General features: G+C 64.0%; 23 protein-coding genes. 9 read left to right on the forward strand and 14 right to left on the reverse strand.

Features of this window, described 5'->3' with window-relative positions; all coding sequences use genetic code 11:
- Positions 1 to 21: 21 nt before the first annotated feature.
- The 6 genes from AC07O0_RS09590 to AC07O0_RS09615 form a co-directional block, all read right to left on the reverse strand.
- Positions 22 to 1,647 carry a dipeptide ABC transporter ATP-binding protein gene (locus AC07O0_RS09590; RefSeq protein ID WP_494622289.1) on the reverse strand — a complete coding sequence of 542 codons (1,626 nt, stop codon included), beginning with the start codon at positions 1,645 to 1,647 and terminating at the stop codon, positions 22 to 24.
- Entirely contained in the window at positions 1,644 to 2,525 is an 882-nt protein-coding gene (locus tag AC07O0_RS09595) for an ABC transporter permease (protein WP_494622290.1), read from the reverse strand. The genes AC07O0_RS09590 and AC07O0_RS09595 overlap by 4 nt, the downstream gene beginning before the upstream one ends.
- A gap of 8 nt (positions 2,526 to 2,533) precedes the next feature.
- A complete protein-coding gene (locus AC07O0_RS09600) occupies positions 2,534 to 3,475 on the reverse strand; it encodes an ABC transporter permease (protein WP_494622291.1) in 942 nt (313 codons plus the stop codon).
- A complete protein-coding gene (locus AC07O0_RS09605) occupies positions 3,475 to 5,052 on the reverse strand; it encodes an ABC transporter substrate-binding protein (protein WP_494622292.1) in 1,578 nt (525 codons plus the stop codon). The genes AC07O0_RS09600 and AC07O0_RS09605 overlap by 1 nt, the downstream gene beginning before the upstream one ends.
- Before the next feature lie 54 nt (positions 5,053 to 5,106).
- Positions 5,107 to 6,801 carry a gamma-glutamyltransferase gene (gene ggt / locus AC07O0_RS09610; protein ID WP_494622293.1) on the reverse strand — a complete coding sequence of 565 codons (1,695 nt, stop codon included), beginning with the start codon at positions 6,799 to 6,801 and terminating at the stop codon, positions 5,107 to 5,109.
- 92 nt (positions 6,802 to 6,893) lie between these two features.
- Positions 6,894 to 7,832: a LysR substrate-binding domain-containing protein gene (locus tag AC07O0_RS09615; protein ID WP_494622294.1), complete on the reverse strand. Its 939-nt coding sequence runs from the start codon at positions 7,830 to 7,832 to the stop codon at positions 6,894 to 6,896.
- Between the two features lie 137 nt (positions 7,833 to 7,969).
- Between AC07O0_RS09615 and AC07O0_RS09620 the strand changes: the two genes are divergently transcribed.
- From AC07O0_RS09620 to AC07O0_RS09645, 6 genes are all read left to right on the forward strand, one after another.
- Positions 7,970 to 10,288: a molybdopterin guanine dinucleotide-containing S/N-oxide reductase gene (locus tag AC07O0_RS09620; RefSeq protein ID WP_494622295.1), complete on the forward strand. Its 2,319-nt coding sequence runs from the start codon at positions 7,970 to 7,972 to the stop codon at positions 10,286 to 10,288.
- The gene (locus AC07O0_RS09625) at positions 10,285 to 11,502 is read left to right on the forward strand and encodes a CaiB/BaiF CoA transferase family protein (RefSeq protein WP_494622296.1); all 1,218 of its coding nucleotides are present in this window, start codon (positions 10,285 to 10,287) and stop codon (positions 11,500 to 11,502) included. Before AC07O0_RS09620 ends, AC07O0_RS09625 begins: the two co-directional genes overlap by 4 nt.
- A gap of 364 nt (positions 11,503 to 11,866) precedes the next feature.
- Complete coding sequence (locus AC07O0_RS09630) at positions 11,867 to 12,391, forward strand: TetR/AcrR family transcriptional regulator (protein ID WP_494622297.1); 525 nt, start codon at positions 11,867 to 11,869, stop codon at positions 12,389 to 12,391.
- Between the two features lie 53 nt (positions 12,392 to 12,444).
- Positions 12,445 to 13,308, forward strand: a complete 864-nt coding sequence (locus tag AC07O0_RS09635; protein ID WP_494622298.1) for an SDR family NAD(P)-dependent oxidoreductase — start codon at positions 12,445 to 12,447, stop codon at positions 13,306 to 13,308.
- Between the two features lie 106 nt (positions 13,309 to 13,414).
- Positions 13,415 to 14,521, forward strand: coding sequence for a metallophosphoesterase (locus AC07O0_RS09640; protein ID WP_494622300.1), 1,107 nt, complete (start codon positions 13,415 to 13,417; stop codon positions 14,519 to 14,521).
- Positions 14,522 to 14,884: 363 nt separating this feature from the next.
- On the forward strand, positions 14,885 to 15,814 hold the full coding sequence (locus AC07O0_RS09645) for a LysR family transcriptional regulator (RefSeq protein ID WP_494622302.1): 930 nt from the start codon (positions 14,885 to 14,887) through the stop codon (positions 15,812 to 15,814).
- Between the two features lie 108 nt (positions 15,815 to 15,922).
- Here AC07O0_RS09645 and AC07O0_RS09650 read toward each other — a convergent pair whose 3' ends face one another.
- The 6 genes from AC07O0_RS09650 to AC07O0_RS09675 all read right to left on the reverse strand — a co-directional run bounded on the left by AC07O0_RS09650 (position 15,923) and on the right by AC07O0_RS09675 (position 20,672).
- Entirely contained in the window at positions 15,923 to 16,453 is a 531-nt protein-coding gene (locus AC07O0_RS09650; RefSeq protein WP_494622304.1) for a cucumopine synthase-related protein, read from the reverse strand.
- A gap of 2 nt (positions 16,454 to 16,455) precedes the next feature.
- Positions 16,456 to 16,872: a hypothetical protein gene (locus AC07O0_RS09655; RefSeq protein ID WP_494622306.1), complete on the reverse strand. Its 417-nt coding sequence runs from the start codon at positions 16,870 to 16,872 to the stop codon at positions 16,456 to 16,458.
- Positions 16,873 to 16,918: 46 nt separating this feature from the next.
- Entirely contained in the window at positions 16,919 to 17,698 is a 780-nt protein-coding gene (locus AC07O0_RS09660) for an ABC transporter permease (RefSeq protein ID WP_494622308.1), read from the reverse strand.
- 10 nt (positions 17,699 to 17,708) lie between these two features.
- Entirely contained in the window at positions 17,709 to 18,548 is an 840-nt protein-coding gene (locus AC07O0_RS09665; protein ID WP_494622310.1) for an ABC transporter permease, read from the reverse strand.
- The gene (locus AC07O0_RS09670; RefSeq protein WP_494622312.1) at positions 18,545 to 19,633 is read right to left on the reverse strand and encodes an ABC transporter ATP-binding protein; all 1,089 of its coding nucleotides are present in this window, start codon (positions 19,631 to 19,633) and stop codon (positions 18,545 to 18,547) included. The genes AC07O0_RS09665 and AC07O0_RS09670 overlap by 4 nt, the downstream gene beginning before the upstream one ends.
- A 61-nt stretch (positions 19,634 to 19,694) precedes the next feature.
- Entirely contained in the window at positions 19,695 to 20,672 is a 978-nt protein-coding gene (locus AC07O0_RS09675; RefSeq protein WP_494622314.1) for an ABC transporter substrate-binding protein, read from the reverse strand.
- Here AC07O0_RS09675 and AC07O0_RS09680 point away from each other — a divergent pair.
- The 3 genes from AC07O0_RS09680 to AC07O0_RS09690 all read left to right on the forward strand — a co-directional run bounded on the left by AC07O0_RS09680 (position 20,665) and on the right by AC07O0_RS09690 (position 23,142).
- Positions 20,665 to 20,922 (forward strand): hypothetical protein, encoded by a 258-nt coding sequence (locus AC07O0_RS09680; protein WP_494622316.1) that lies wholly within the window; start codon positions 20,665 to 20,667, stop codon positions 20,920 to 20,922. The two genes, AC07O0_RS09675 and AC07O0_RS09680, sit on opposite strands and share 8 nt — an antisense overlap.
- A gap of 306 nt (positions 20,923 to 21,228) precedes the next feature.
- A complete protein-coding gene (locus AC07O0_RS09685; RefSeq protein WP_494622319.1) occupies positions 21,229 to 21,999 on the forward strand; it encodes a helix-turn-helix domain-containing protein in 771 nt (256 codons plus the stop codon).
- A gap of 75 nt (positions 22,000 to 22,074) precedes the next feature.
- Positions 22,075 to 23,142 carry a threonine aldolase family protein gene (locus AC07O0_RS09690; protein ID WP_494622321.1) on the forward strand — a complete coding sequence of 356 codons (1,068 nt, stop codon included), beginning with the start codon at positions 22,075 to 22,077 and terminating at the stop codon, positions 23,140 to 23,142.
- A gap of 128 nt (positions 23,143 to 23,270) precedes the next feature.
- Here AC07O0_RS09690 and AC07O0_RS09695 read toward each other — a convergent pair whose 3' ends face one another.
- Together AC07O0_RS09695 and AC07O0_RS09700 are read right to left on the reverse strand one after the other, a co-directional pair.
- On the reverse strand, positions 23,271 to 24,155 hold the full coding sequence (locus tag AC07O0_RS09695) for an ABC transporter permease (protein ID WP_494622323.1): 885 nt from the start codon (positions 24,153 to 24,155) through the stop codon (positions 23,271 to 23,273).
- The gene (locus tag AC07O0_RS09700; protein WP_494622325.1) at positions 24,155 to 25,108 is read right to left on the reverse strand and encodes an ABC transporter permease; all 954 of its coding nucleotides are present in this window, start codon (positions 25,106 to 25,108) and stop codon (positions 24,155 to 24,157) included. The genes AC07O0_RS09695 and AC07O0_RS09700 overlap by 1 nt, the downstream gene beginning before the upstream one ends.
- Positions 25,109 to 25,130: the final 22 nt, after the last annotated feature.

Here is a 25,130-nt window from a genome sequence, read left to right on the forward strand (position 1 = left end):
CCCCCTGCCCTCCTCGGGACGTCAGGCGACCGCAGCGGCCTCCCGCGCCAGGCCAGGCACCGCTGCCAGCAGTTCGCGGGTATAGGCATCTTCTGGCGCCTCAAAGACCCGTCTGGCCGCACCGATCTCGACGATCCGCCCGCGCTTCATCACCGCGATCCGGTCGCAGATGTTGGAGGCCACGCGCAGATCGTGCGTGACGAAGATCATCGCGAAGCCGAGGCGCTTCTGGAGGTCCTCGAACAACTTGAGCACCTGGGCCTGCACGGAGACGTCGAGCGCCGAGACCGCCTCGTCCGCGACGATGACCGAGGGCTCCATCGCCAGCGCCCGGGCGATGCAGATGCGCTGGCGCTGGCCACCCGAAAACTCGTGCGGAAAGCGATCCAGTGCATCGCGACGCAAACCCACCAGCTCCATCAGATCCTCTGCGCGCTTCGTCGCGTCGCTGGCGGCGAGGCCGTGCTGGACCGGCCCTTCGATCAGCGACTGGCCGATCCGCCGGCGCGGGTTGAGCGACTTGTATGGGTCCTGGAAGACCATCTGGATATGACGGCGCATCTGGCGCAGCGCCGAGCCGGCGAGGCCGGTAATGTCCTGTCCGCGAAACAGGATGCGCCCCGAATCCGGCGTCTCGAAATGCAGCAGCGTCTTGGCGAGGCTGGTCTTGCCGGACCCCGATTCCCCGACGACGCCCAGCGTCTCGCCTGGCGCCAGGCTGAACGAGATGGCGTCGAGCGCGCGGGTCTCGCGCTTGGCGCCGAGAAAACTCGTGCTGCGGTATGTCAGCGAAAGCCCCTCGACGGCAAGGACGGGGGCCTCGCTTCGCTCGGGCTCGGGCCGGTAGCGGAAACGGGGAACGGCCTCGATTAGCGCGCGCGTATAGGGGTGTTCCGGCGCGTCGAGAACCTTGTCCGGCGCGCCGCGCTCGACGACTTCGCCTTGCCGCATCACCACGACATGGTCGGCGACGTCGGCGACGACGCCGAAATCATGGGTGATCATCAGCACGCCGCTGTCGTGCTTGGTCAGCAATTCGCGCAGCAGCCGCAGGATCTGGGCCTGGGTGGTAACGTCGAGCGCGGTCGTCGGCTCGTCGGCGATGATCAGCGCAGGCTCCAGAGCGAGCGCCATCGCGATCATCACGCGCTGGCGCTGGCCGCCGGAGAGCTGGTGCGGATAGCTCTTCGCCAGCCGTTCCGGTTCCGGCAGATGCACATCCGCCATCAGCTCGACGACCCTGGCTTCGACCTGCCCGGAAGCCATCTCACGCCGGTGAATGCGCAGCACCTCGGCAATCTGGTCGCCGACCCGCATCACCGGATTGAGCGCGGTCAGCGGCTCCTGGAAGATCATCGCCATGCGGTTGCCGCGCAGCTCGCATAGCCGCGCCGGCGGCGCGGCCGCAATGTCCTCGCCCTCCAGATGGATCGTGCCACCAGTGATGCGCAGCACCTTCTCCGGCAGCAGACGCATCACGGCCGCCGCCGTCACCGATTTCCCGGAACCGGATTCGCCGACGACGCAGACGATCTGCTTGCGATGGACCTCGAGCGAGATGTCGTGGACCGCGTGCTTGCGATCGAGTCCCTCGGGCAGCGCCACGCTGAGATTCTCGATGCGCAGGATCGGCTCGGACGCGCTCATGACGACACCTTCGCTGCGCGAGAGAGGCGCGGATCGAGCCGGTCGCGCAAGCCGTCGCCGAGCAGGTTCACGGCCATGACGGTGACGGCGAGGAAGAGGCCCGGCGCGATGATCGTCCAGGGGGCGCGCTGGAAGACGGCTCGGCCTTCCGCCAGCACATTGCCCCAGCTCGGGATGTCTGGCGGGAAGCCGACGCCGAGGAAGCCGAGCACCGCCTCGGACAGGATGGCGGCTGCGAACATATAGGTGGTCTGCACGATCAGTGGCGCGATGCAGCTCGGCAGGATATGGCGCAGCAGGACGAGGTGAGGCGGAATGCCCAGCCCCTCGGCGGCGCGGACATAGGATTCCTCGCGGACGCTGAGCACGACGGCGCGCACCAAGCGCGTGACGCGCGGGATCTCGGCGAAGGTGATCGCCGCGACGATCGTCACGAGGCTCGGGCCGACCAGCGAGACCAGCGCCACGGCGAAGAGGATGCCGGGGATCGCCATGATGCCGTCCATGATCCGCATCCCCACCGGATCGAGCCAGCGCAAATAACCGGTCAGCAGACCGATGACGGTGCCAACCGCAGCACCGGCCAGCGCCGCGAACAGGCCGACCAGCAGCGAAATCCGACCGCCATGCAGCACCAGTGCGAAGACGTCGCGGCCGAGTGCGTCGGTGCCGAACCAGAACTCGCCGCCTGGCGGGCGTAGCCGCAAGCGCGGGCGGATCAGGAAGGGATCGCCGCCGGTGATCAGCCCGGCGAAAACCGCCGACAGCGCGATGGCGAGGAGAAGGGCGCCGCTGAACAGGGCGACGCGATTGGAGAGCAGCGCGTCGATCAGGATGCTACGCCGCGCCAGGGAAGAGGCCTGTCCGGTTGCCGACATGGCGGGCCTCAATAGCGGATGCGCGGATCGACGATCACATAGGCGATGTCGATCAGGAGGTTCACGCCGACATAGATCAGCGCGAAGAACAGCATCAGGCCCTGTACGACGGGATAGTCGCGGGCGAGGATGGCGTCGATCGTCAGTCGCCCGACGCCGGGCAGGTTGAAGACGCTCTCGGTCACGACCACCCCGCTGATCAGCAAGGCGATGCCGAGCCCAATCACGGTGATGATCGGCACGGCGGCATTCGGCAGGGCATGGCGCCAGAGCACGCGGCGCTCGACATTGCCCTTGGCGCGAGCGGTGCGGACGAAATCCTCGCCGAGCACTTCGAGCAGGCTTGAGCGGGTGACGCGCGAGATCAGCGCCATGAAGACGAGCGCCAGCGTGATCGACGGCAGCGCGAGATGGCGCAGTGCGGCGAGCGGATCGACGAAGGGGCTGACATAGCCCTGCACCGGGAAGATGTCGGCCTTCACCGAGAGCAGCAGGATCAGGATGTAGCCGATCACGAAGGCCGGCACCGAGAAGCCGACCACCGAGAGCATCATCACCGCCCGGTCGATCCAGCTATTGTGCTTCCAGGCCGCGACGGCGCCGAGCGGCACGGCGATCACCACCGTGATCAGGATGGCGCTCAGCGCCAGCACCAGCGTCGGCTCGAGCCGGTCGAAGATCAGGCTGAGCACCGGGATCCTGGAGAGGATCGACATGCCGAGGTCGCCGCGCGCGATCTCGGCGAGCCAGGTCAGGTATTGCACCGGCAAGGGCCGGTCGAGACCCATTTCGGCACGGATGCGGGCGAGTGCCTCGGGGCCGGCGGTCTCGCCGGCGATGATGAGCGCCGGGTCGCCGGGGCTCAGGCGCAGCAGCAGGAAGACGATGGTGGCGACGACCAGCATGACCGGAACCGCCATCGCGATCCGCAGGGCGATGAGCCTGAGCATCAGGCCTTGTCCACGCCCCAGACGACCATGACCGGCGACGGCACATAGCCGGAGACGTTCGCACGGAAGGTCTCGTAGTCGAAATAGGTGCCGAGCGGGACGTAGAAGACGAGGTCATAGGCCCGCTGCTGCATCTCCTCGGCGATCGCCTTCTGCTTGGCCGGCTCCGTCTCGCGCTGGTAGCGGCCCTTCATCGCCTCGGTCTGCGGATCGTCGACGAAGCCGGTATAGGCGACCTTGCCGCGCGCATCGAAGTTGAGGTTGCCGAGCGGCGAGATCAGGTCGATCCGGTCGAAGACCGCATGCGCCAGGTTCCAGCCGCCCTCCGCGACCGGGTCGGGCTTGGCCCGCCTTGCCAGGAAGGCGCTCCATTCCATGGTCTGGATCTCGGAGGGAATGCCGATCTGGCGCAGGAGCTGCTGGGTCATCGGCGCCAGCGGCGCGAAGGAGGCAATATCGCCTGGTGTGATGATGACGATCTTATCGCCCTTGTAGCCGGCTTCCTGCAGCAGGGCCTTGGCCTTGGCGATGTTGGGCTTGCCGGTGTCGGGGAAGCCGACAGCCGTCTCCAGCGGCGTGCCGCAGCCGAAGAAGGCCGGGCATATCTGGTAGGATTCGGGGTCGCCGATCGAGGCGTCCATGTAGTCCTGCTGCGTCGCGACGGCCTGCACCGCCTGCCGGACCTTGACGTTGTCGAAGGGCGGCTGCGCCCAGTTGAAGCGGATCGTCGAAGCGTTCGGACCCGGCCGGCGCCGGATCACCACCTCCTTGTTGCCCTGGAGCAGCGAGCGCTGGTCGGCGTTCATGTTCTCGAGCAGGTCGATCTCGCCCTTGGCGAGCGCGTTGATCGCGGTCTGCTTGCTCGGAAACCAGACGACCTCGACCCGGTCGACCTTCACCGCCTTGCCGCCGGCGAGGCCGTCCGGCGGCTCGGCCCGCGGCACATATTTCTCGTTGCGCTCATAGGCCCAGCTCACGCCGGGGCGGAACTCCGACTGGATGAACCTGAACGGGCCGGAGCCGACGACCTCCTCCAGTACCTTGTCTGGCGCCAGCTCGGCGATGCGCCTGGGCATGATGAAGAGCGGGATCGAGCTCGGCCGGGCAAAGGCCTCCAGCATCGGCCCGAACGGCTCCTTCACGGTGATGCGGAAGGTCCTGGCGTCGATGGCCTCCATGCCAGCTGTGACCGCGGCGAGACGGATGCCGACCACGTCCTTCTTGGCCCAGCGCGCGATCGAGGCGATGCAGTCCTGCGCCGTGACCGGCTGCCCGTCATGGAAGGCGAGACCGTCGCGCAGCGTGAAGATCCAGCCGAGCTTGTCGGGGCTGACCGACCACTCCTTCACCATCTGTGGCTGCGGCCGGTACTGCGCATCGACCGAGAACAGCGTGTCGTAGACCATGTAGGCGTGGTTGCGGGTGATGTAGGCGTTGGTCACCACCGGATCGAGCACGCGCAGCGCCGCATGCGGCGCGACCCGCAGCGTCTTCTTCGCCTGCGCACGGGCCGGGTTCATGGTGGCGAACAGCGCACCGGCCGAGAGCGCCAGCGCATCGCGTCGATTGATCAGCATGTCCTGTTCCCCTCGTTGTCGGGCTTTTCCGCCCATTCGACTGCGTCTGCGTGTTCAGTAGCTCCGGCCCCGGCGCGGATCGGGCCAGAAGGAGGTGCCCGCGCGCGCAGCGCCGCCGCCCATGCCCATCGGCACGCCGTCCGCCCGCCAGCAGGCCGCGCCCGTCATCGTGCCGTCGGCCTCAAAGCCGATGATCCCCATGCCGCCGGCGACATGATCGACCGGCGCGACCCGATGACCGAGGCTGGCGAGCGCCTGGCGCACCGGCTCAGGTACGCCGCGTTCGATCTCCGCCTCCTGGCCCCAGGTGAAGACGCGCGGCGCTTCCGCCGCTTCCTGCGGACTCATGCCGTGGTCGACGAGGTTGAGAACGGCCTGCATCGCCGAGGCCGGGATGCGGTGGGCACCGGGCAGGCCGAGCGCGAAGATCGGACGCCCGTCGCGCTTGCCGATCAGCGCCGTAATGCCGCTGGTGATGCGCTTGCCGGGCTGAAGCGAGAGCGCCTTCCCCGGATGCGGATCGAACAGATACATGTAGTTGTTGGGGATGATCCCGGTGCCGGGGATCATGATCCGTGCGCCGAACAGGCTGTTGATCGTCTGCGTCGAGGTGACGATGTTGCCGTCACCATCGGCGATCGTGACATGGGTGGTGTTGGCCGACTCGTTGGAGAGGATGCGGGCCTCGAAGCTGCCGGCGCGGTCGCGCTCGATCTCGGGCCTGCGCAGCGCGGCGTAGTCCCTGGAGATCAGCCGGGCCGTCGGCACCTTGATGAAATCGGGATCGGCCGTGACCGCACGCCGGTCGGCGGCGGCAATCTTCAGCGCCTCGAGCACCAGATGCAGCGTCTCGGGCGTGCCGAAGCCGAGCTCTCCGATGTCCCAAGCCTCAAGCAGATTGAGAATCTGCAGGGTCTGGACGCCGCCGGAACAGGGCGGCGGTGGTCCGACGATCTCGACGCCGCGATAAGTCCCGCGCACGGGTTCGCGCTCGATGGTCTTGTAGGACTCAAGATCGCCAAAGCGCAGGAAGGATCCGACACTTTCCAGATGGCTCGCGATCCTCTTGCCGAGCTCGCCGCCGTAGACGGCCTTCGGCCCTTCAGCCGCGATCTGCCGCAGCGTCCCGGCATAGTCTCGCTGGACCAGCAGGTCGCCGGCGGCGAGCGGTTGTCCGCCAGGCAGGAAGACGGCGGCGATGGCTGGATCCAGCGCGAGGTCGGGCGCAATCTCCGCGATGCAGGTCGCGAGATAGGGCGAGAGCCGGAAGCCGCGCTCGGCATGGCGGATCGCCGGCTCGATCAGGTCGGCCAGCGGCAACCGGCCGAAGCGCTCGGCGGCCTCGCACCACGCCTTCAGCGTCCCCGGCACGGCGATCGCCTTGGGCCCGACGCGGTTGGCGCGGCCCTTGGCCTCCATATAGTCAGGCCATTCGTCGGAGAGCGGCTCGAAACTGTCGGGCCGCGCCGCAGCCGGCGCCGTCGACAGGCCGTCGAGCACGATCTCCCGGCCATCCGCGAGCCGGATCAGCGCCGCACCGCCACCGAGAATGCCGACCATCATCGGCTCGACGACAGTCAGCGTGAACAGCGCCGAGACTGCTGCATCGATCGCATTGCCGCCGGCCGCCAGCATCTCGACGGCCGCCGCCGAAGCGAGCGGATGATTGGTCACGGCCATGCCGCGATGCGCGGTGACCGCCGTCTTCTCGCAGATGAACGGGCTTCCCGCCCGGTCGCGCCAATCCATCGCCGTCAATCCGATCTCGATGATCAGCGATTATCGGCGCGGAAAATCAGATCAGTCCAATACGCGGTCGGTGCATTTTCGATAAGTTGGAATTATTGATCAGATTTCGCCGTAGCCTGGGCGCGCCGTGCATGAGCGGCGAAGGCGCGCGCCACCGGCGAGGGCTCGTTGCGGCGATAGGCGACGGCGAGCTCCGCCAGCACCGGTTCGCCCGCGATGGCCCGATAGCGCAGCCCGGGAACCTGGATGCTTCTGAGCGACTGCGGCACCAGTGCGACGCCGAGACCGACGGCGACCATGCTGGCGATGGTGACGAAGTCGCGCCCCTGCGGGCCAAGCCGCGGGAAGAAGCCGGCAGCGCGGCAGGCCGCCGTCGTGTGCTCGTGGAAGCTGACTCCGGCAGGGTGGCGCGGCATGATGAAGATGTCGCCGTTGAGCGCCGAGAGCGGCACGCGCTCCTGCCCAGCGAACGGATGGCTCTCCGGCAGGGCCAGCATGATCTCCTCGAACAGGATCGGCGTCGAGATGATGCCGAGTGGCAGCGGCACGGGCGGGCGGATGAAGCCGATATCGAGCTTGCCCTGATCGAGCTGGCCGAGCTGCTGCATCATCTCCATCTCGGAAATGTCGAGCTCAACCTCCGGATAGGCCTGGCGGAACTGCCCGACCATTGTCGTCAGCGCTCCGCTATAGGCGGCCGAGCTGACATAGCCGATGGCGATGCGCCCGACCTCGCCGCGCCCGGCGCGGCGGGCGACGAGCAGTGCGGTCTCGGTTTGCTGCAGGGCCTTGCGCGCCTCTTCGGCCAACAGCTCACCGGCGAGCGTCAGCTTCACCGCACGGCGCGTCCGGTCGAACAGCGGCGTGCCGACGATCTCCTCAAGGTTCTTGATCTGCTGGCTCAGGCCCGGCTGGGCGATATGCAGCTTCTCGGCGGCCCGGCCATAGTTCAGCTCCTCGGCGGTGGCCAGGAAATAGCGCAGATGGCGCAGTTCGAGCATCGCGCTGCTGGGACGGCGGCCGGGCGCCATGGCGATCTCCTGAGAAGTCGTAGTTCTTGAAATCCGTGAATGCGCATATTGGACTGATGTGATAGGCGCCAGCAATATCGCCGACACATGTCGACCGGTGTCCGCGAGGCGTCGGCCCTCTTCTTTGCGAGCTACGCATGGATGATCCGGTTGTGCCGTCGCGCGGCATCCCCCACGCAGCCCATTGGGGCAGCTTCTTCGCGGAGCGCGACGGCGACCGGCTCGTCGTCACGCCGCATCCGGACGATCCGGCGCCTTCGCCGATCCTTGGCAACTTCACCGACGTGCTGCGCCACAAGGCGCGAATCCGCCGGCCGATGGTCCGGCGCGGCTGGCTGGAGAACGGGCCTGGGCCGCGGCGGCGCGATTTCCGCGACGATCTCGTCGCGGTCGGCTGGGACGAGGTGCTCGACCGGCTCGCTGCTGAGATCCGCCGCGTCCGGCACGACCATGGTCCGCAAGCGATCTATGGCGGCTCCTATGGCTGGGCGAGCGCCGGGCGTTTCCACCATGCTCAGAGCCAGATCCACCGCTTCTTCAATGTCGCCTGCGGCGGCTATGTCCGCTCGGTCAACAGCTACAGCGCCGGCGCCTCCTCGGTGATACTGCCGCATGTGCTCGGACCGTTCGAGAACCTGTCACGGCGCAACGTCACCTGGGAGCAGATTACCGGGCACACCGACTTCGTGCTCGCCTTCGGCGGCATGCCGCTGAAGAACTCGATGATTGCCAGTGGCGGCATCACACGCCATGTCGAGCCCGACGCCATGGCCCGAGCCGCCGCCCGCGGCTGCGCCTTCTGGTCGGTCAGCCCCCTGCGCGACGACATGCCGGACGAAGCCCGGCCGCTCTGGCTACCGATCCGCCCCGGCACGGACGTGGCGCTGATGCTCGGCATCGCCCACACGCTCCTTGTCGAGAACCTGCACGACCGCGCCTTCCTCCATCGCTATTGCGTCGGCTTCGACCCCTTTGCGGAGTATCTGCTCGGCCGCTCCGACGGCATCGCGAAACATGCCGATTGGGCTGCTGCGATCAGCGGCATCGATGCGGCGGCGATCCACGAAATCGCCCACAGGCTCGTCGCCGGCCGCAGCCTGATCACGATCGCCCATGCGCTCCAGCGCGCCCAATATGGCGAGCAGCCTGTGTGGATGGCGGCGGTGCTGGCGGCGATGGTCGGCCAGATCGGCCTGCCCGGCGGCGGCTACAATTACGCGCTCGGCGCGATGGGCCATACCGGGAGGCGGGTGAACGCCGTGCCGATCCCGACCATGGCGCAAGGCACGAACGGCGTGAGCGATTTCATCCCGGTCGCCCGCATCGCCGACATGCTGCTCGGACCGGGCACGCCCTTCGAATACAATGGCCAGAGGCTGAGCTATCCCGATATCCGGCTGGTCTACTGGGCCGGCGGCAACCCGTTTCACCACCATCAGGACCTGAACCGGCTGCGGCAGGCCTTCTCGCAGGTCGACACCATCGTTTGCCATGAGAGCGCCTGGACGCCGATGGCGCGCTTCGCCGATATCGTGCTGCCGGCGACGATGTCGCTGGAGCGCGACGATATCGGTGCCGCCGCCACCGACCCGCGCCTGATCGCGATGAAGCGTGTGGCCGAACCCGTTGGCGAGGCCCGCGACGATTTCGAGATCTTCCGCGAACTCGCGGCCCGGCTGGGCTGCGAGACCGCCTTCACCGAGGAACGCTCCGCCCGCGATTGGTTGGAGCACCTCTACGAGCCCACCCGTCAGGCGTTGGCAGAAATGGGCTGGCCGGCGCCATCCTTCACCGAGTTCTGGGAACGCGGCGAGATCGCCCTCCCCTCCGCTCCGGACGATGGCGGCCTGCTGCGCGCCTTTCGCGACGACCCGGAACGCAACGCCCTACCGACACCGAGCGGGCGCATCGAGATCACCTCCGCGACCATCGCAGGCTTCGACTATGACGATTGCCCCGGACATCCGAGCTGGCTGCCGGCGACCGAACAGCCTGACGAGGCCGCACCGCTCACACTGATCGCCAACCAGCCGGCGACGCGATTGCACAGCCAGCTGGATTTCGGCGCCTACAGCCAGTCGGCCAAGCATCTCGGCCGCGAGGTCGTGCGCCTCAATCCGCTGGAAGCCGCCGCGCGCGGCATTGCCGACGGCGATCTGGTGCGCCTGTTCAATGCTCGCGGCGCCTGCCTCGCTGCGGCCCATCTTAGCGACGGTGTGATGCCCGGCGTGCTCAACCTCTCCACCGGCGCCTGGTATGATCCCTTAGAGGACGGTGCGGATCATCCGCTCTGCGTCCACGGCAATCCCAATGTCCTGACCCGCGACCTTGGCACCTCGCGTCTGGCGCAAGGCAGCTGCGGCCAAGTCACAACAGTGCAGTGCGAGCGTTTCGACAGACAGGCGCTGCCCGTGCGCGCCTACGAACCGCCTGATGATGCGGAGCTGCCGCGATGACGGGGCCGCTCGCCGGCGTCCGGGTCCTCGACATGACCTCCGTGCTCATGGGACCCTACGCCACCTCGATCATGGGCGACATGGGCGCCGATGTAATCAAGCTGGAGTCGCCGGAGGGCGATCTCATCCGGCAGGTCGGACCAAGCCGCAGCGGCGCTATGGGTGGCATGTTCATGCACGCCAACCGCTCCAAGCGCAGCATCGCCGTCGACCTGAAGAAGCCCGCCGGGCGGGATATCGCGCTCAAGCTCGCGCAGACCGCCGACGTGCTGGTCTACAATCTGCGGCCGCAGGCGATGGAGCGGCTCGGGCTCGGCTATGACGACGTGGCGAAGGCGCGGCCCGACATCATCTATGTCGGCACCTTCGGCTTCGGCCAGGACGGCCCCTATGCGGCAAGGCCCGCCTATGACGATCTCGTCCAGGGCCTTTGCGCCGTGCCGTCCCTCATCGCTGAGGCCGGCGACGGCACGCCGCGCTATGTGCCGATCAACATCGCCGACCGCGTGGTCGGGCTGCATGCGCTGACCGCGATCCTCGCGGCGCTGCGTCACCGCGACAGGACGGGCCAGGGCCAACGTGTCGACGTGCCGATGTTCGAAACGATGGCGAGCTTCGTGCTCGGCGACCATCTCGGCGGGCTGAGCTACGAGCCGCAACTGGACGAAGGCGGCTATTCCCGCCTGCTCGCCCCCGAGCGCCGCCCCTTCCGGACAGCGGACGGCTTCCTCTGCGTCGTCATCTACACCGATCGCCACTGGCAGCGCTTCATCGAGATCGCGGGGCGTGCGGGATGGCTCGCGGACGCCCGCTTCGCCAACCATGCCAGCCGCACACGACACGCAGCCGAGATCATGAAGAGCGTGGCGGAAGTCTTCGCCGGCCGGACGACGGCTGTCTGGGAAAAGGCCCTCGCCGCGGCGGATATTCCCCATGCCCGGATGCACACTCTCGCCACCTTGCTGGACGATCCGCATCTGTCCGAAGCCGGGTTCTTTCCGGTGTCGGAGCATCCGACTGAAGGGCCGGTCCGCACTATGCGCGTTCCCTCGCGCTGGAGCGTCAGCCAGCCGCGGCCGACACTGCCCGCGCCGAGCCTCGGAGAGCACAGCTGCGAAGTGCTACGGGAACTGCGCTTGGCCGAAGGGGAGATCGAGCGCTTGCTGTCGACGCGCTCCGTCATCTGCGGTGGCGACCGGCCCGACGCAGCATAAGCCGAGGTCGTCAGTTTCCCTCCATCATCCGACGCCAGCGGGGCGAGCCTGCACGTGCGCGAGACGCACTTGGTGCTTCTGTGAATCATGGTGCGGGCTGAGACGATCTCGGCCTGCCCTCTGGGGTCCCGGCGTCGACACCGACGATAACGCGATGATCGAAGTCGATCAGATTGAGGTCGCGTCGACCGACGCGAGCGGCTGATGCCGTTCGATGCAGCGACGGCTCACCATCCTCCGGTCGGCGAAAAGGCGCTTGACAATGAGCGACTAGACAGTCATTTAATAAGCAACATGAAAATGCGAACGCAAGCGAAACAGCATGGCTCGACCTCTTAGTGACGATCGCAGGCATACCATCATCATGGCGGCGACCGCGCTGATCGCAGAACGAGGTCTGGGCACATCCACCGCCGACATCGCGAAACAGGCAGGCATCTCGAACGGCTCTCTCTTCACCTATTTCGGGACGAAAACAGATCTGTTCAACGCCATCTATTCCGAATGGAAGGAGGACCTCATCGAAACCGTTTTGGCCGCTATCCCCGGCGACCAGGACGAGAAGTCGAAATTGAAGTGCTTCTGGCGGGCCCGTACGCGCTGGGGTGTCGCAAATCCCGGAAAACGTAAGGTCCTGGCGCAGCTGCATGTCTCCGATACGATTACCGATGCGAGCCGCCGGGCAGCCACGCTATCAGCCGGGCCGATACTCGACCTGATCGATCAGGTAGCTAAACGCGGAATATTGCGCGCCGCGCCGCGCGGCTATGTCGTCGAGCTGGTCGAAGGAATGGCCGGCACGACGATGGATTTCATGATCGCAAATCCTGCGATGGCGGACGAAGCCTCACAGGCTGGCTTCGATGCCTTGTGGAGAACGCTGGCCTGAAATTTGAATCTTAAATGACTGTCTAGTCAGTCATAGTCCAGAAGGAGAACGATATGTCTAAGGTATGGCTGATCACAGGCAGCGGCTCGGGCTTGGGACGGGCAATTGCAACCAAAGCGCTGGAAGCGGGCCATCATGTCGTCGCGACTGCGCGCGACGTGAGCCAGTTGGATGACCTGGTTGCTTCCTATGGTCCTCGCGTCAGGCCTTCCCGTCTCGATGTGACCGATGAGCGGGAGGCTGTCGCCGCCGTAGACGTTGCCATATCGGCTTTCGGACGCCTCGATGTGCTCGTCAACAATGCGGGGTTTGGTGAAACGCGGCCCTTCGAAGAGGTGTCATCGGGCGATTTTCGCCGGGTGGTGGAAACCAATTTCTTTGGCGTCGTGAACCTCACGCGCGCCGCCCTCCCCGGAATGCGCCAACGAAAGAGCGGTCACATCATCCAGATTTCATCCGTCGGCGGGCGCTCCGCCTTGGCGGGCAACGCGGCTTACGTCGCGTCCAAATGGGCGGTGGGTGGCTTTACCGAGACGGTCGCTCTCGAGGCCGCACCGTTCGGCGTCAAAGTGACCGCAATCGAACCGGGCGGCATGCGTACGAATTGGGGCAAGCGGGCGTTTGGAAACGTGCCGCCCATGTTGCCGGATTATGATGCCTCGATCGGGGAAACGGTTCGGCAACTTCAGGCCTATTGGGGCAATGAACCAAGTGATCCTGCAAAGATCGCGCAAGTCGTCATCGGCGTAGCCGAAGCCGGTCATCTGCCGCCCCACATCCTCCTCGGCTCGGACGCATTCCAGGTCGCACTTGGAGCCGACGCAGCGCGACATGCCGCCACCGAGCGGTGGCGGGCCGTAAGTACATGGACGGATTTTGCGGCCCAGGGACCACTACCCGATCTCCCGTCTGAATAGTCAATCAGCTCCGTCCGACTGACTTATCGCAAGTGGGGAACCGAGCGTCCGGCGATCGAAGCCGGGCGCATCCTTCCTGCGCCCTTCCTCGCCGAGTGAAATCGCCATGATCGCTGCCATTCTCGTTCCCCTCCTTGCTGCCCTCGGCGTGGCCGGGCTCGTCGCCTATGTCGGTACGAGACTCGGCTCGTTCTTTGGAATTCGGCGGCGCCACCTCTCCCTCCTCGCGGGCGCGATCATCCTTGCAGCATTGACGACCAGCCAGTTCACTGCGTCCCAGGATTCCGTGCTCCTCGACCGAGCCTATCTCGTCTCCGGCGTGCTGCTGGGTCTGCTCTTTTATGTCTTCATCTGGCTACTCGTGTTCGAGCTGCTCCGCCCGCTCCTTCGGATCCCAACGCGGGCGGCCGGCGTCGCGGTCCTGCTGCTGGCGGCATCGACCACCGGCTATGGCGTCTGGAACGCCTATCGGTTCGAGACGAGGATCATCGACGTCGCGGTGCCGAAGCTCGCCCGCCCGGTCGAAGTCGCCGTGCTGGCCGACGTCCATCTTGGCGGACATCGGGGCAAGACCTATCTTGAACGCGTCGTCGCGGCGACCAACGCCATCGCCCCTGATATCGTCGTGATGCCGGGCGACCTCGCCGACAGCAATGCGATCCTGAAGGACGAGAATTTCGCGCCACTCGCCCGGTTGAAGGCTCCCGTCTATTTCGCGACGGGCAACCACGACACCTACATTGACCAGAAGAGGCTGATCGCAATCGCCCAGAAGCAGGGCGTCCGAGTCCTTCGCAACGAGGTCGTGTCGGTGGACGGTCTGCAGATCGCAGGCCTCGACTACATGAACGCCGACGACAAGGCGTTCAACCTTCATCCCTCGCCGGGCAAGGCGACGATCGAGAGCACGTTGCCTAAGCTCGGCCTCGATCCGTCGCGCCCGTCGATCCTCATCCACCACAGTCCGGTCGGCACCCAATATGCCGATCAAGCCGGCGTCGACCTGTTCATCGCCGGCCATACGCATGGCGGCGGTCAGATTTTCCCGGCGACTCTGCTCGCGAACCGGCTGGTCTATCCTTATAGCAGCGGACTCTATCGCATCGGCGCAATGCAGCTTGTCGTCTCACCCGGCATCGGAACCTTCATGTCACCGCTGCGCGTCGGCACGCGGAACGAAATCACGCTGCTCCGCCTGCGGCCGGCGAACTGAGACGACGCAGTTTTGTCATCGGCATAAGCGGGACCACGGTCGAATCTGTGTTGCTGTGGCTCAACCCCGAGTGTCCGCAATTTGACCTGTTTGACCAGGAGCGCCGGACACTATCGCTTGTAACCGAGTGGTTAGAGCCTCCAGAGCCATGGTGCAAAAACTCGGGCGCTCGACTGACCAGAATCCAGCCTTGGCTATTCCCTACGCTGATGAATCACGTTTTCCTATCGCGGAAGCCCCGCGGTGAGAATGTCTCGGAACTGGCGAGCGATACGAGCCCAGCTGTCGCTCTAGTACCAGCCAAGCAAGAGAGAACATTCAAGCGACGGAATGGTCATCTACGAATGTCACGGAAACTCCGAAATGAACTTCATGAAGTGGTATCAGATCGAAGTCTTCCAGGCCGTCATGAAAACTGGCTCTATGACGGCAGCCGCGCGGCTACTCAACTTGTCTCAACCATCCGTCAGCAAGCATATCCAGGCGCTCGAAGCCACGATCGGCGCGAAGCTTTTTGCACGCGAGGGACGCGGCATCATTCCGACGCCCGCGGCTATTTCGGTGTTCGAAGAAGTGCATGTCCTCTTCGATCAAGCCAATAGCATCGACCGTCTGCTCGAGTCGTTCTCGAGAAACGCCAAAAGCCGCCTCAAAATCGGGCTCCCGCCCGTCCTGAATTCCCGCTTCGTCAGCGACGTCCTCGAACATATGAACGCGGACAAGACGGAGCTTGCCATCTATATCGCCGTAAAGGACTCGGCGATCCTGAAGAACTGGATCACGTCCGGGCGCCTCGACGTGGCGATCATCGGCGACCACATCTATGGCTCGGGGATCAATATCGCAAAAAGTCCGATGGTCTGCATCATGCCGGCCGGACATCCCTTGTCATCCAGAACACAGGTCGAGCCCCAGGACCTGGCGGAGCACGACTATGTTGCGTTTGAGAGCGACAGCCCATTGCAATCGGATATCGACGGGCTCCTTAGGGACAGCGGCATCAAACTCTACCCGAAGGCGATCGTCACGACGACGCCAACTCTGGTGGAACTCGTCGGGCGCGGCATGGGCATTTCCGTTGTCCATCCCTTCGCCCTGATCGGCGCGAGCACGAAGCTCGAAATCCGCCCCTTCAGCCCTCCAATATTTTGGGACTACAAGATCATCTTCAGCTCGACGATGAACAACGCCGCGCGTATCGCCGAGTTCGTCGATGCGGCCAAGGCGACAGCAGCCACCTACCTGCAATCCCTAGCGCTCAGCCACATCATGGAGGCGGATGGCTCGGCATAGCGAGCTGCCAGGGACAGCCAAACCGGCTTCGACCGGAAAGCGGTCCCTGACGGAGATGTCGTGGCGAAGCGCCAGTGCCGCCGCGCGCGCGATGGAATGCGTGGCTGGTTAAACGATCCCAGCGAGACTTTTCACCTCGCCCGCCGAACGATGCGGGAAAACGACACCCAGCTTCCAAGGGAACATCAGATGGATCCACTGGTGGAGCTTGATGATGTAAGTGTGCATCGAACCCGTGAGTTCTCGATACTCTTCCTTCGTCTCCACGAGGTCGAGCGCCTTGTTGTACTTCTCGCCGAGCTCGTGCATGCCCGTCAGGCCGAGGTCCTCCATGAACTCGAAGAGATGGAAGGTGCCGAACAGGAACTCGCGCGTGATGGTGACCATCTGCTCGAGCTGGATGTTCTCGTGAAGCGACGACTTCTGGAATCTGAAGATGATGTCCTGGCTGACGATCATCAGATAGGCCTCGAGGTGAACTAGTACGCTGAACACCTGCTTGCCCGACCCCGCCCCGCTGTCCATCACACCGGCTAGGACCTTTCGCAGTTCCGGGGGCTCCTCGAGCCAGATCCGGTCGATGTTATTCTCGATTTCGGCGACGACGTCGCGCCAGTCGGCTACCTGCACCTGTTTCATGCTCACCACTCCCGTATCTCAACTTCGACGTTGTGCCGCACCGGATTGGCCACAGTGTCGCCCCAGACCCGGCTGCCCAGGTCTCGTAAGATCTCCAGATCTTCCGGGACCACCTCGGCAAACTGATTGACCGTGGCGCTTTCGGTGATCTCGCCGTAGCAGAGGTTTATCTTCTGGCTCGGCTGGTAGAAGAACACCGAGCCGAACACGCGCGGAACCATGACGCCGGGGCCGTCATACCGAATGCGTGTCACCGCGCCGATGGTCTGCCCGGACACCACCACATGCGAGTAGAGACAGCGCGTGGGCAGCGCCGAGCGGATGGTCGCGACCAGGCGCGCATTCCGTTCGAGCCATCGGGCTTTGACAGAAAAATCATATCTAGGGACATGAAACATTATTCCATTACCAGATGGCATGGCTTCCTCCTTTTGGTGATGAAGAATTGGTGAAGTAAGCGGGCGCCTACATTGCTTTGAATTTCTGGACGCCCATGATGCGGTTCACGACGATGATGAAGGGAATGGCGATCAGAAGCATGAGTACGCCATAGGCCGCGGCGAGTGAGTCGTATTCATTGGCCATGTAGGCGAATAGCTTCATGGCGAAGGTCTGGTTGTTGACGCTGCCCAGGAAGGTTCCGATCACGGCGTCGTTGAAGACGGCAACGACCGACATCACCGCTGCGACGACCGCTCCTCGGCTGATCGCGCGCAAGGTGGTTGCCACAAACGCCCTGAAACGCGACATGCCGAAGACCCGCGCAGCATCCTCGACATCCGTGTTGACGTGCTGGAGCGCCCCGACCAGCGCGCGATACATCAGCGGGAACGCCACCACCAGATAGGCAATGAACAGGATGGTGACCGAGCCGATCAGCCCCATGGCGGACGCCATCACGAGCATGGCGAACGCGAGGACGCTGGTCGGAACGAAGATGGGCGAAATGGCGAGGAAATTCGTCGCCTTCAGCCAGCCTCCCCTACCCCTGATGACAGCGACCGCGAGCAGGATGGCCAGGATGCCGGCAATGAGCGTGACGGTCAGGCTGATCGACATCGAGCGCAACGCCGCTGTCAAATAGTCGGGTCGGGACAAAGCCTCATTGAACCAGCGCAGGCTGAGCCCCGTGACCGGATATGGAACGCTATTGTCGTTGACCGAGGCCAGAAGCAGCAGGACCAGCGGCAGGCAAATGAACACAAGGACAAGATAGGTGATGATCCGGCCGGCGATTTTCGTCATGGCAAGCCTCCTAGACGACCTGGCGCCGCGCCAACCAGGATTGGATGGCCAGGATGATGCTTCCGCTGATGAGAAGCAGCAGGATCGAGAGCGTCGCCGCCATCGGCCAGTCCGCGCCCGCCGTGCCGGACGAGGACTGATAGATCTGGGTCGAGATCATGTTGACCCGGCCGCGCCCCATCAGCATCGGCACTTCGAATGCAGCGATATTCGCTGGAAGGGAAAAGACGATGCAGGTCAAAATCCCGGGCATCGATAGCGGCAGATGGACATGCCAGAACCTCTGCCATCTGCTGGCACCGAAACATGCCGCCGCGTCGTCATAATGGTCCGGCATCTGCTCGAACTGCGCCAACAGGACCAGGATCGAGATCGGCAGGGACGCATAGACGAGGCCGATGAAGACGGCGAGTTCGGTGCCCATGAAGATGATCGGGCGGGCAATCAGGCCCATGGCGCCCAGCCCGCTGTTGACCGGCCCACCTGGTGCCAGAATGATCTGCAAGGCGTAGATCTTGATGACGAAGCTGACCATGTAGACAGCGAAGATCGTCGATACGATCAAGTCTTTGCGCTTCTCGTGGCGGGAGATGTGCCCGGCCACGATGTAGCCCATGGCCACCGCGACTGCAGTGGACGTGATCCCGAGATATATGCTGCGGACGATCGAGTTCGAGATGAAGGCCTTGCGGAACAGCGCCGAGACATTGTCGATCGTCAGAGGAAGCGAATAGAGCAAGCGTGGACTGCTCGAAGAGAAGCTGACGAAGGCCACCCAGGCGATGCTGACGCAGAATACTGCAATCAGCGGCAGGGTCGGCACGGCAAGAAGGTTTGCCCTGCTCCTCATGACTGCCGCGCCCCGGTTGAACCTGCGAGCACCATGCGGATCTTGCGACGATCGATCGCGAGCTCCGTCATGGCACCCACGACAGGCGCCACGTCGTCGACGATCCGTGCCGTGCACAGGGCTCGCTGACTAAGCCCGGGGATGGCCAGCAGGAGCCGGTAGTGATCGCCTCGATAGACGACGGATGTTATCTCGGCCTGCAGCCGGACGGCACCATCCGGCGCGGCGGAGCCTGCTCCGATCGAGATATCCTCGGGGCGGATCATGAGGCTGGTCTCCCGCTCCATGGGCAGGCCCGTCTGCTGCGCGCGAATTTCAGCGATGAGATTCTCGGGGAGCGCCGCCAGCTCCCAGATGTTGGCCTCTCCCAGCGTCTTCGCGGTGATGGCGTGCTCCGGAGCCCGATAGAGTTGCGCGGGGGAATCGATCTGGACGATGCGCCCGGCATCCATGACCGCGATGCGGTGCGACATTGACAGGGCCTCGGCGCGATCATGGGTCACGTACAGCACCGAAAGCGTTAGCCGACGCTGAAGGTTCATCAGCTCCACGCACATGCTCTCGCGCAGTTGCGCGTCGAGGTTCGAGAGCGGCTCGTCCAGCAACATGACGTCGGGTTCCGTCACGATCGCCCGCGCAAGACCGACTCGTTGCTGCTGACCCCCGCTCAATTGCTTGGGGTGCTTGTGCTTGAAGTCCTGGAGCCCGACGAGGTCGAGCGCCGCCTCGACTTTCGTCGCGCGTTCCGCTGGCGGCAGCTCCCGCTTCATCTTCAAACCGAAAGCGACGTTGTCGAAGACATTGAGATGGGGGAAGAGCGCGTAGTTCTGGAACACCATCGAGATATTCCGGCTCTCCGGCCCCAGCTTCGTCACGTTCTTTCCGCGGATCCGGACCTCGCCCCGGCTGGGGCCGAGGAGTCCGGCCACGATCTTCAGGGTCGTCGTCTTGCCGCAGCCGCTTCGGCCCAGCAGTGAGACAAATTCGCCCTTGGCAATTTGCAGGTCGAGGTTGTCGATACCGCCGCCAACAGACGCTTCGTATCTGAAAGTAATGCCTTTTACTTCGACTTGTGGCTCAAACATCTCACCCTCGCTGCCCGCCGATCTCGCACCAAGAGAGGCGCAGGACCGTTTCGCCTGTCGCTCAATTCTCGACAGCGCTGAGAAACGCCTGGCCGAGTTCCGACGCGATCGGGGTGATCTTCTCCCAAGGGATCTGCATGAGCTTTGCGACGTTGTCCTCGCCCTGGATGACCTTGCCGTCATAGTCCGGACCGAGCGCGGTCATGGCATTGGTGGGGCTGTAGTAGCCGCACTCCGCGAGCGCTTTCTGGACGTCGGAATCCAGCATGGTGTTGACGAGGACGTGCGACCAGTAATTGTTCCGCGTCTTCGTTATCGCTGCTTCCGTGGTGAGCAGATAAGCCCCCTCCTTCGGCGCCGACCACTTGATGTTCAGCCTGTATTTCTCGGCCATCGCGATGGACACGTTCAGCGGCCCCACGGTGACGGAACTCCTCGGATCGTCGACGAACGAGGATTGCATGGCTCCGGCCGTCGGCAGCACCGCGCCGAGCTTCGGCTTGAGATGCCTGCGCACGAGATTCAGCACCGCATCGTATTCGGACAGCTTCTCGGGCCACGCACCATTCAACGCCTTGGCCATGATGGCGAGCCAGGCAACCGTGTTCTGGCTGTCCGGCACGCGCACGTTGATGACGCCCGGCGCATCTGCAGACGCCAGGTCGAACCAAGACGCCGGTGGCTGCTTCCACTTCGCAGCGTCATAGATCAGACCGGTCGGATTGTAGGTGAAGACGACCGAATAGCGCTTACCCCCATCGGTGCCGATATCGGTCAGCGGCTTGTAGATATTCGGCAGGTTCGGAAGCTGCGACGCGTTGAGCTCGGCAAGGACGCCCAACTCATAGGCGGCACGCATATCCGATTGGCCGGCAACCAAAACGTCGATCTCGGGAGAACTGCCTTGCGCTTGGAGCTTGGCAACCGGGGGCTGTGTCGTGACGACATTCAGCCTGATCCCGGTTCCCTTTTCGAATGCGGGTACCGCTGATTTTTTGAAACAGGCTTCGAACACGCCCGAGAACATGTTGATGGTCAACGATGCCGGCTTTGCCGGCGTTTGCGAGAAGGCCGGACCGAGCAACGATGCGGTCGCCATCAAACTAGTGGCGAAGGCGGACACCGTTCGCGAGCGTTTCGAAATTGATCCGCTTGATGGGTTGCTCATGTCATTCCCCGTTTATTTTTTCATTCTGTGCCGAGGCTACCCAGCGATCTCGCCCATCGCCAATTCAGTTTTCTGGATGACATATTCCTGCTATGAATGCATAATGCCGAAATCAACTTGACTTTTTCATTAAACTATTGAAATTACTATGATATTTGTATTTCTTTTGAGAGAATAGATAAGCAAGAAGATGATGATCTGACGGTCCTGAAGTAGCTGAGAAATAAAACGCCCCAGCGGCGCCTCAAGCGGGGCTGCGCGATGCGCACTTTCGAGTGCGCCGCCTCTCTGGTAATGGCTGTGCTTGCGATTGGACGCATGGGCGACCCGACAGGTTTCCCGCACGATGTCAGCTATGCCGGATCGACAGAAAGCTTTGCGCGGACGACCGCCGAGCGACCAGGCCACTCTCCAGCGGGTCGAAGTCATGGGTGGCTTCGACTATCTCCTGGCGGCCTACAGGAAGCAGATCTTCCCGCGCCACGCCCATGATGAATACCTGATCGGCCTCATCCAGTCGGGCACGCACGATGTCTGGTGCAGAGGCGAGCTGTGGCATGCCGATGCCGGCGCCATCGCCACCTTCGCGCCTGGCGAGCCTCATTTCGGCGGCGCCGGCATCGACGACGGCTGGAGCCAGAGGATCGTCTACCTACCGGAGCAGCTCGTGCAGGAGGTGATGCGCGACGTCGCCGGGGTTCCGCGGGGAACGTTGAGCTTCCGCTTGCCCTTCCAGCATGATCCGCACGCAGAGCAAGGTTTGCGGCAGCTCTTCGAGCTGTTCGATGCCGATGCCTCCGCCTTGGAGATCGAGGAAGCGCTTCATGATGTCCTGCCGCGCCTGTTCATCGGCAGCGCGGGTGCGGATCGCGCGGTCAAGAGCGCACCGGCCGCGCTGGAACGAGTACGCGACTATCTCCATGCGCATGTCGAGCAGGCGATGCGGCTGTCCGACCTGGCCGCGATCGCGGGACTTCCCAAGGGAACCCTGATCGCGGGCTTCAAAGCCCATTTCGGCGTGCCACCGCAGCGTTACCTGATCCAGATACGCCTCGACGAGGCCCGCGCTTTGCTGCGTCAAGGGGTCGGAATCGCGGAAGCCGCCTACGCCGTCGGTTTCGCCGACCAGGCGCACCTGACGCGCCATTTTCGCTCCGTCCTCGGCGTGACGCCCGCGCGCTATCGGGTTCCGGCGTAAAAATCCCGTTCAATAATCCGGCCGCGGCCTGGCCCATGGTGATGACGACCCGTCATCCGCCATCGAGGCTGCACCATGAAGAACCAGCACAATCATTTTGACGTCCTCCCGAGAGGCTTCACGAGCGACAACATCGCCGGTGTCTCCCCCGAGATCATGGAAGCCCTCGCTGCCTGCAACGCAGGGCAGGCTGCGCCCTACGGAAACGACGCGCTGAGCCAGCAGCTCGAGCGACGCGTGTCAGAGATCTTCGAGCACGAAGCCAGCGTCTTCCTAGTTTCTACCGGCTCAGCCGCGAACGCTCTCAGCCTCGCGGCGATGACACCGCCCTGGGGAAGCGTGCTGAGCCATGCGGAGGCCCACATCAACCGCGATGAATGCGGCGCCCCGGAATTCTTCACCGACGGCGCCAAACTGGTGCAGATCGGCGGCGAGAGTGCCAAGCTCGACCTCGCCGCGCTCAAGACCCAATCGATCCGCATGATCGGAGATGTCCATTCCGTGCAGCCGTCCTGCGTCAGCATCAGCCAGGCGACGGAGGTGGGCAGCGTCTATTCGCTGGACGAGATCGAAGCAATCGGCACGATCTGCCGTGACAACGGGCTTGGCCTGCACATGGACGGCTCGCGCTTCGCGAACGCCCTCGTCACCCTCGGCTGCTCGCCGGCCGAGATGACATGGAAGCGCGGTGTGGACGCGCTGTCCCTGGGGGCGACCAAGAACGGCACCTTCGGCGTCGACGCGATCGTGCTGTTCTGCAAGGAGCTTGCTCCGGCGCTGGCTTTCCGGCGCAAGCGCGCCGGCCAGCTGAACTCGAAAATGCGGTTCTTCTCGGCCCAGATCGAGGCCTATCTCGCGGATGAACTCTGGCTGCGCAACGCGCGGCAGGCGAACGCAATGGCCAAGGCGTTGGCGGTCGGGCTCGCCTCGATCTCAGGAGTCGAGGTCCGGGGCGAGCCTGAGGCGAACATCCTGTTCTGCCGGATGTCGAGCTCCCTCGCAGAGGGGCTGCTGGCCGAAGGTTTCCAGTTCTATCACGACCGTTGGGAGCCCGGCATCGTTCGCTTCGTCACCTCCTTCGCCACGACACAGGAAGACGTGGACGATCTCCTCGCAGCGGCAAAATGGCTGGCGGGTCAATAGGAGCGTACATCTGGCTCGCAGATGGTGAAGTCGCCATGGCCGATCGTCGCCCTACCCGGCGCGATCGGCGGATTTAAGACGTCGATCGAGAGATGGACGGGCTCATCGTAGGGAATATGGCCGAGCGTTTAAAGCTTAGGATCGAGCGCATCTCGCAGCCCGTCGCCGATAAAATTGAAAGACGTAACGGCTAGGGTAATCGCCGCACCAGGGATGATCGCAAGCCAGGGCGCGCTAGTAAGATAGCTCTGGGCGCTCTCAAGCATATTGCCCCAGCTTGGTGTCGGTGGCTGGATCCCGAAGCCGAGGAAGGAGATGTAGCTCTCCGCGAGGATCGCATGGGCGACGTTGAGCGTCGCCGCGACGACGATCGGTGCGACGGCATTGGGCAGAAGTTCGCGGAACATGATGCGCCGGCTGCTGGAGCCGAAGGAGATGGCAGCTTGGGCGAATTCGCGTGTCTTGAGAGACCGGATCTGAGCCTCGACGACCCGCGCGACTTCCATCCAGGATGTCATGGCGATCAAGAGCACGATCGATGGCACCGAAGGCGAGACCAGCGCAGAGATCGCCAGCAGCAGGAAGATCGACGGAAAGCAGAGCATCGCATCGACGAAGCGCATCAGGACTGCACCGACAGCTCCCTCATAGAAGCCGGCGATCATGCCCACCACGATACCGATGCCCATCGCGATGAGCATGGCGCAGAATCCGACCGCGAGCGAGATGCGACCGGCCATCAGCAGGCGCGCGAGAATGTCGCGACCAAGCGGGTCGGTCCCCAGAATATGCGGGCCCGAGAAAGGAACCGCGAAGCGCGAACGAATGTCGATAAAGGTGTCCGTGTAAGGCAGCAGCATCGGCCCGAAGGCGCAGGCCAGCGTCAGCAGTATGATGGTGACGGTGCCGAAAACGGCGAGCCTGTGGCGGCGGAAACGGCGCGCACCCGGGCTGTTCCAGAAGCCTGGACCTGGTCCGAGCGAGACCTCGCTCACGAATGGCGCATCGCTCATCAGCGACTCCCAGAAATGCGCGGGTCGGCAACCCCGTAGAGCAGGTCGGCGATCAAGGATCCGAGCAGGACGAGGACAGCCGTGAACATCAGGATGCCCATCACGACGGGGTAGTCGCGATAGCCGATCGAATCGAGGAACAGGCGCCCCATGCCGGGCCAGGTGAAGACCGTCTCGGTAACCAGGGCACCCGACAGCAAGGTCGGCACATGCAGGCCGGTGACGGTGATCATCGGCAGCAGTGCATTGCGAAGCGCGTGACGGAGCAGAATCTGTCGCTCAGGCACGCCTTTGGCACGAGCCGTGCGGATGTAGTCCTGGTTGACGACGTCCAGCATGGAGGAGCGCATGTAACGGCTCCAGACAGCGGTCGAGACCAGGGCCAGCACGAGGCATGGTCCGATCAGGTGATGGATCTGGTTCAGAAGGGAGCCGTCTCCGACGGTATACCGGTTCCCTGACGGAAGCCAACCGAGCTCGACCGAGAAGACGTAGATGATGACGAGGCCGAACCAGAAGGTCGGGATCGAAAGCGCGACCATCGCACCAACTGTCGCGAGCGCGTCGAACAGGGAATAGCGCTTGATCGCTCCGAGAATGCCGACCCAAGCGCCAATCACCATGGCGAGCAGCGTCGAAGTCAGCATCAGTTCGAGCGTCGCTCCCAGATGGGAAGCGATGACGTGGAGGACGGGTTGCTGGTCGCGGTAGGAGCGCCCCCAGTCACCGCTCAACATGCGCCAGAGCCATTCGACATACTGCACCGGCAGCGGGCGGTTCAGGCCGAGCTGCTCGGCGATGCGGTCGAGGTCGGCCTGGACCATCTCGCCGCCGGCCGCGAATTGCGACAGCGGACCGCCTGGTGCCAGATGCAGGATCGCAAAGCCGATCATCGAGACGATGAGCAGCAGCAACAGCGATTGGCCCAAGCGGCGGATGAGAAAGCCGATCATGACACAACTCTCCCGGTCGTGG

Source organism: Allobosea sp. GW821-FHT10B12 (assembly GCF_059415545.1).

Excerpts from the sequence above, each read along its gene's own strand:
- AC07O0_RS09685 (WP_494622319.1), top strand. The coding sequence starts at position 21,229 with ATGGGTGGCTTCGACTATCTCCTGGCGGCCTACAGGAAGCAGATCTTC.
- AC07O0_RS09670 (WP_494622312.1), bottom strand. The coding sequence starts at position 19,633 with ATGTTTGAGCCACAAGTCGAAGTAAAAGGCATTACTTTCAGATACGAA.
- AC07O0_RS09605 (WP_494622292.1), bottom strand. The coding sequence starts at position 5,052 with ATGCTGATCAATCGACGCGATGCGCTGGCGCTCTCGGCCGGTGCGCTG.
- ggt (WP_494622293.1), bottom strand. The coding sequence starts at position 6,801 with ATGGATTGGCGCGACCGGGCGGGAAGCCCGTTCATCTGCGAGAAGACG.
- AC07O0_RS09680 (WP_494622316.1), top strand. The coding sequence starts at position 20,665 with ATGGTCAACGATGCCGGCTTTGCCGGCGTTTGCGAGAAGGCCGGACCG.
- AC07O0_RS09665 (WP_494622310.1), bottom strand. The coding sequence starts at position 18,548 with ATGAGGAGCAGGGCAAACCTTCTTGCCGTGCCGACCCTGCCGCTGATT.
- AC07O0_RS09630 (WP_494622297.1), top strand. The coding sequence starts at position 11,867 with ATGGCGGCGACCGCGCTGATCGCAGAACGAGGTCTGGGCACATCCACC.
- AC07O0_RS09655 (WP_494622306.1), bottom strand. The coding sequence starts at position 16,872 with ATGCCATCTGGTAATGGAATAATGTTTCATGTCCCTAGATATGATTTT.
- AC07O0_RS09615 (WP_494622294.1), bottom strand. The coding sequence starts at position 7,832 with ATGGCGCCCGGCCGCCGTCCCAGCAGCGCGATGCTCGAACTGCGCCAT.
- AC07O0_RS09600 (WP_494622291.1), bottom strand. The coding sequence starts at position 3,475 with ATGCTCAGGCTCATCGCCCTGCGGATCGCGATGGCGGTTCCGGTCATG.
- AC07O0_RS09660 (WP_494622308.1), bottom strand. The coding sequence starts at position 17,698 with ATGACGAAAATCGCCGGCCGGATCATCACCTATCTTGTCCTTGTGTTC.
- AC07O0_RS09645 (WP_494622302.1), top strand. The coding sequence starts at position 14,885 with ATGAACTTCATGAAGTGGTATCAGATCGAAGTCTTCCAGGCCGTCATG.
- AC07O0_RS09650 (WP_494622304.1), bottom strand. The coding sequence starts at position 16,453 with ATGAAACAGGTGCAGGTAGCCGACTGGCGCGACGTCGTCGCCGAAATC.
- AC07O0_RS09700 (WP_494622325.1), bottom strand. The coding sequence starts at position 25,108 with ATGATCGGCTTTCTCATCCGCCGCTTGGGCCAATCGCTGTTGCTGCTG.
- AC07O0_RS09690 (WP_494622321.1), top strand. The coding sequence starts at position 22,075 with ATGAAGAACCAGCACAATCATTTTGACGTCCTCCCGAGAGGCTTCACG.
- AC07O0_RS09620 (WP_494622295.1), top strand. The coding sequence starts at position 7,970 with ATGGATGATCCGGTTGTGCCGTCGCGCGGCATCCCCCACGCAGCCCAT.
- AC07O0_RS09595 (WP_494622290.1), bottom strand. The coding sequence starts at position 2,525 with ATGTCGGCAACCGGACAGGCCTCTTCCCTGGCGCGGCGTAGCATCCTG.
- AC07O0_RS09590 (WP_494622289.1), bottom strand. The coding sequence starts at position 1,647 with ATGAGCGCGTCCGAGCCGATCCTGCGCATCGAGAATCTCAGCGTGGCG.
- AC07O0_RS09635 (WP_494622298.1), top strand. The coding sequence starts at position 12,445 with ATGTCTAAGGTATGGCTGATCACAGGCAGCGGCTCGGGCTTGGGACGG.
- AC07O0_RS09640 (WP_494622300.1), top strand. The coding sequence starts at position 13,415 with ATGATCGCTGCCATTCTCGTTCCCCTCCTTGCTGCCCTCGGCGTGGCC.
- AC07O0_RS09695 (WP_494622323.1), bottom strand. The coding sequence starts at position 24,155 with ATGAGCGATGCGCCATTCGTGAGCGAGGTCTCGCTCGGACCAGGTCCA.
- AC07O0_RS09625 (WP_494622296.1), top strand. The coding sequence starts at position 10,285 with ATGACGGGGCCGCTCGCCGGCGTCCGGGTCCTCGACATGACCTCCGTG.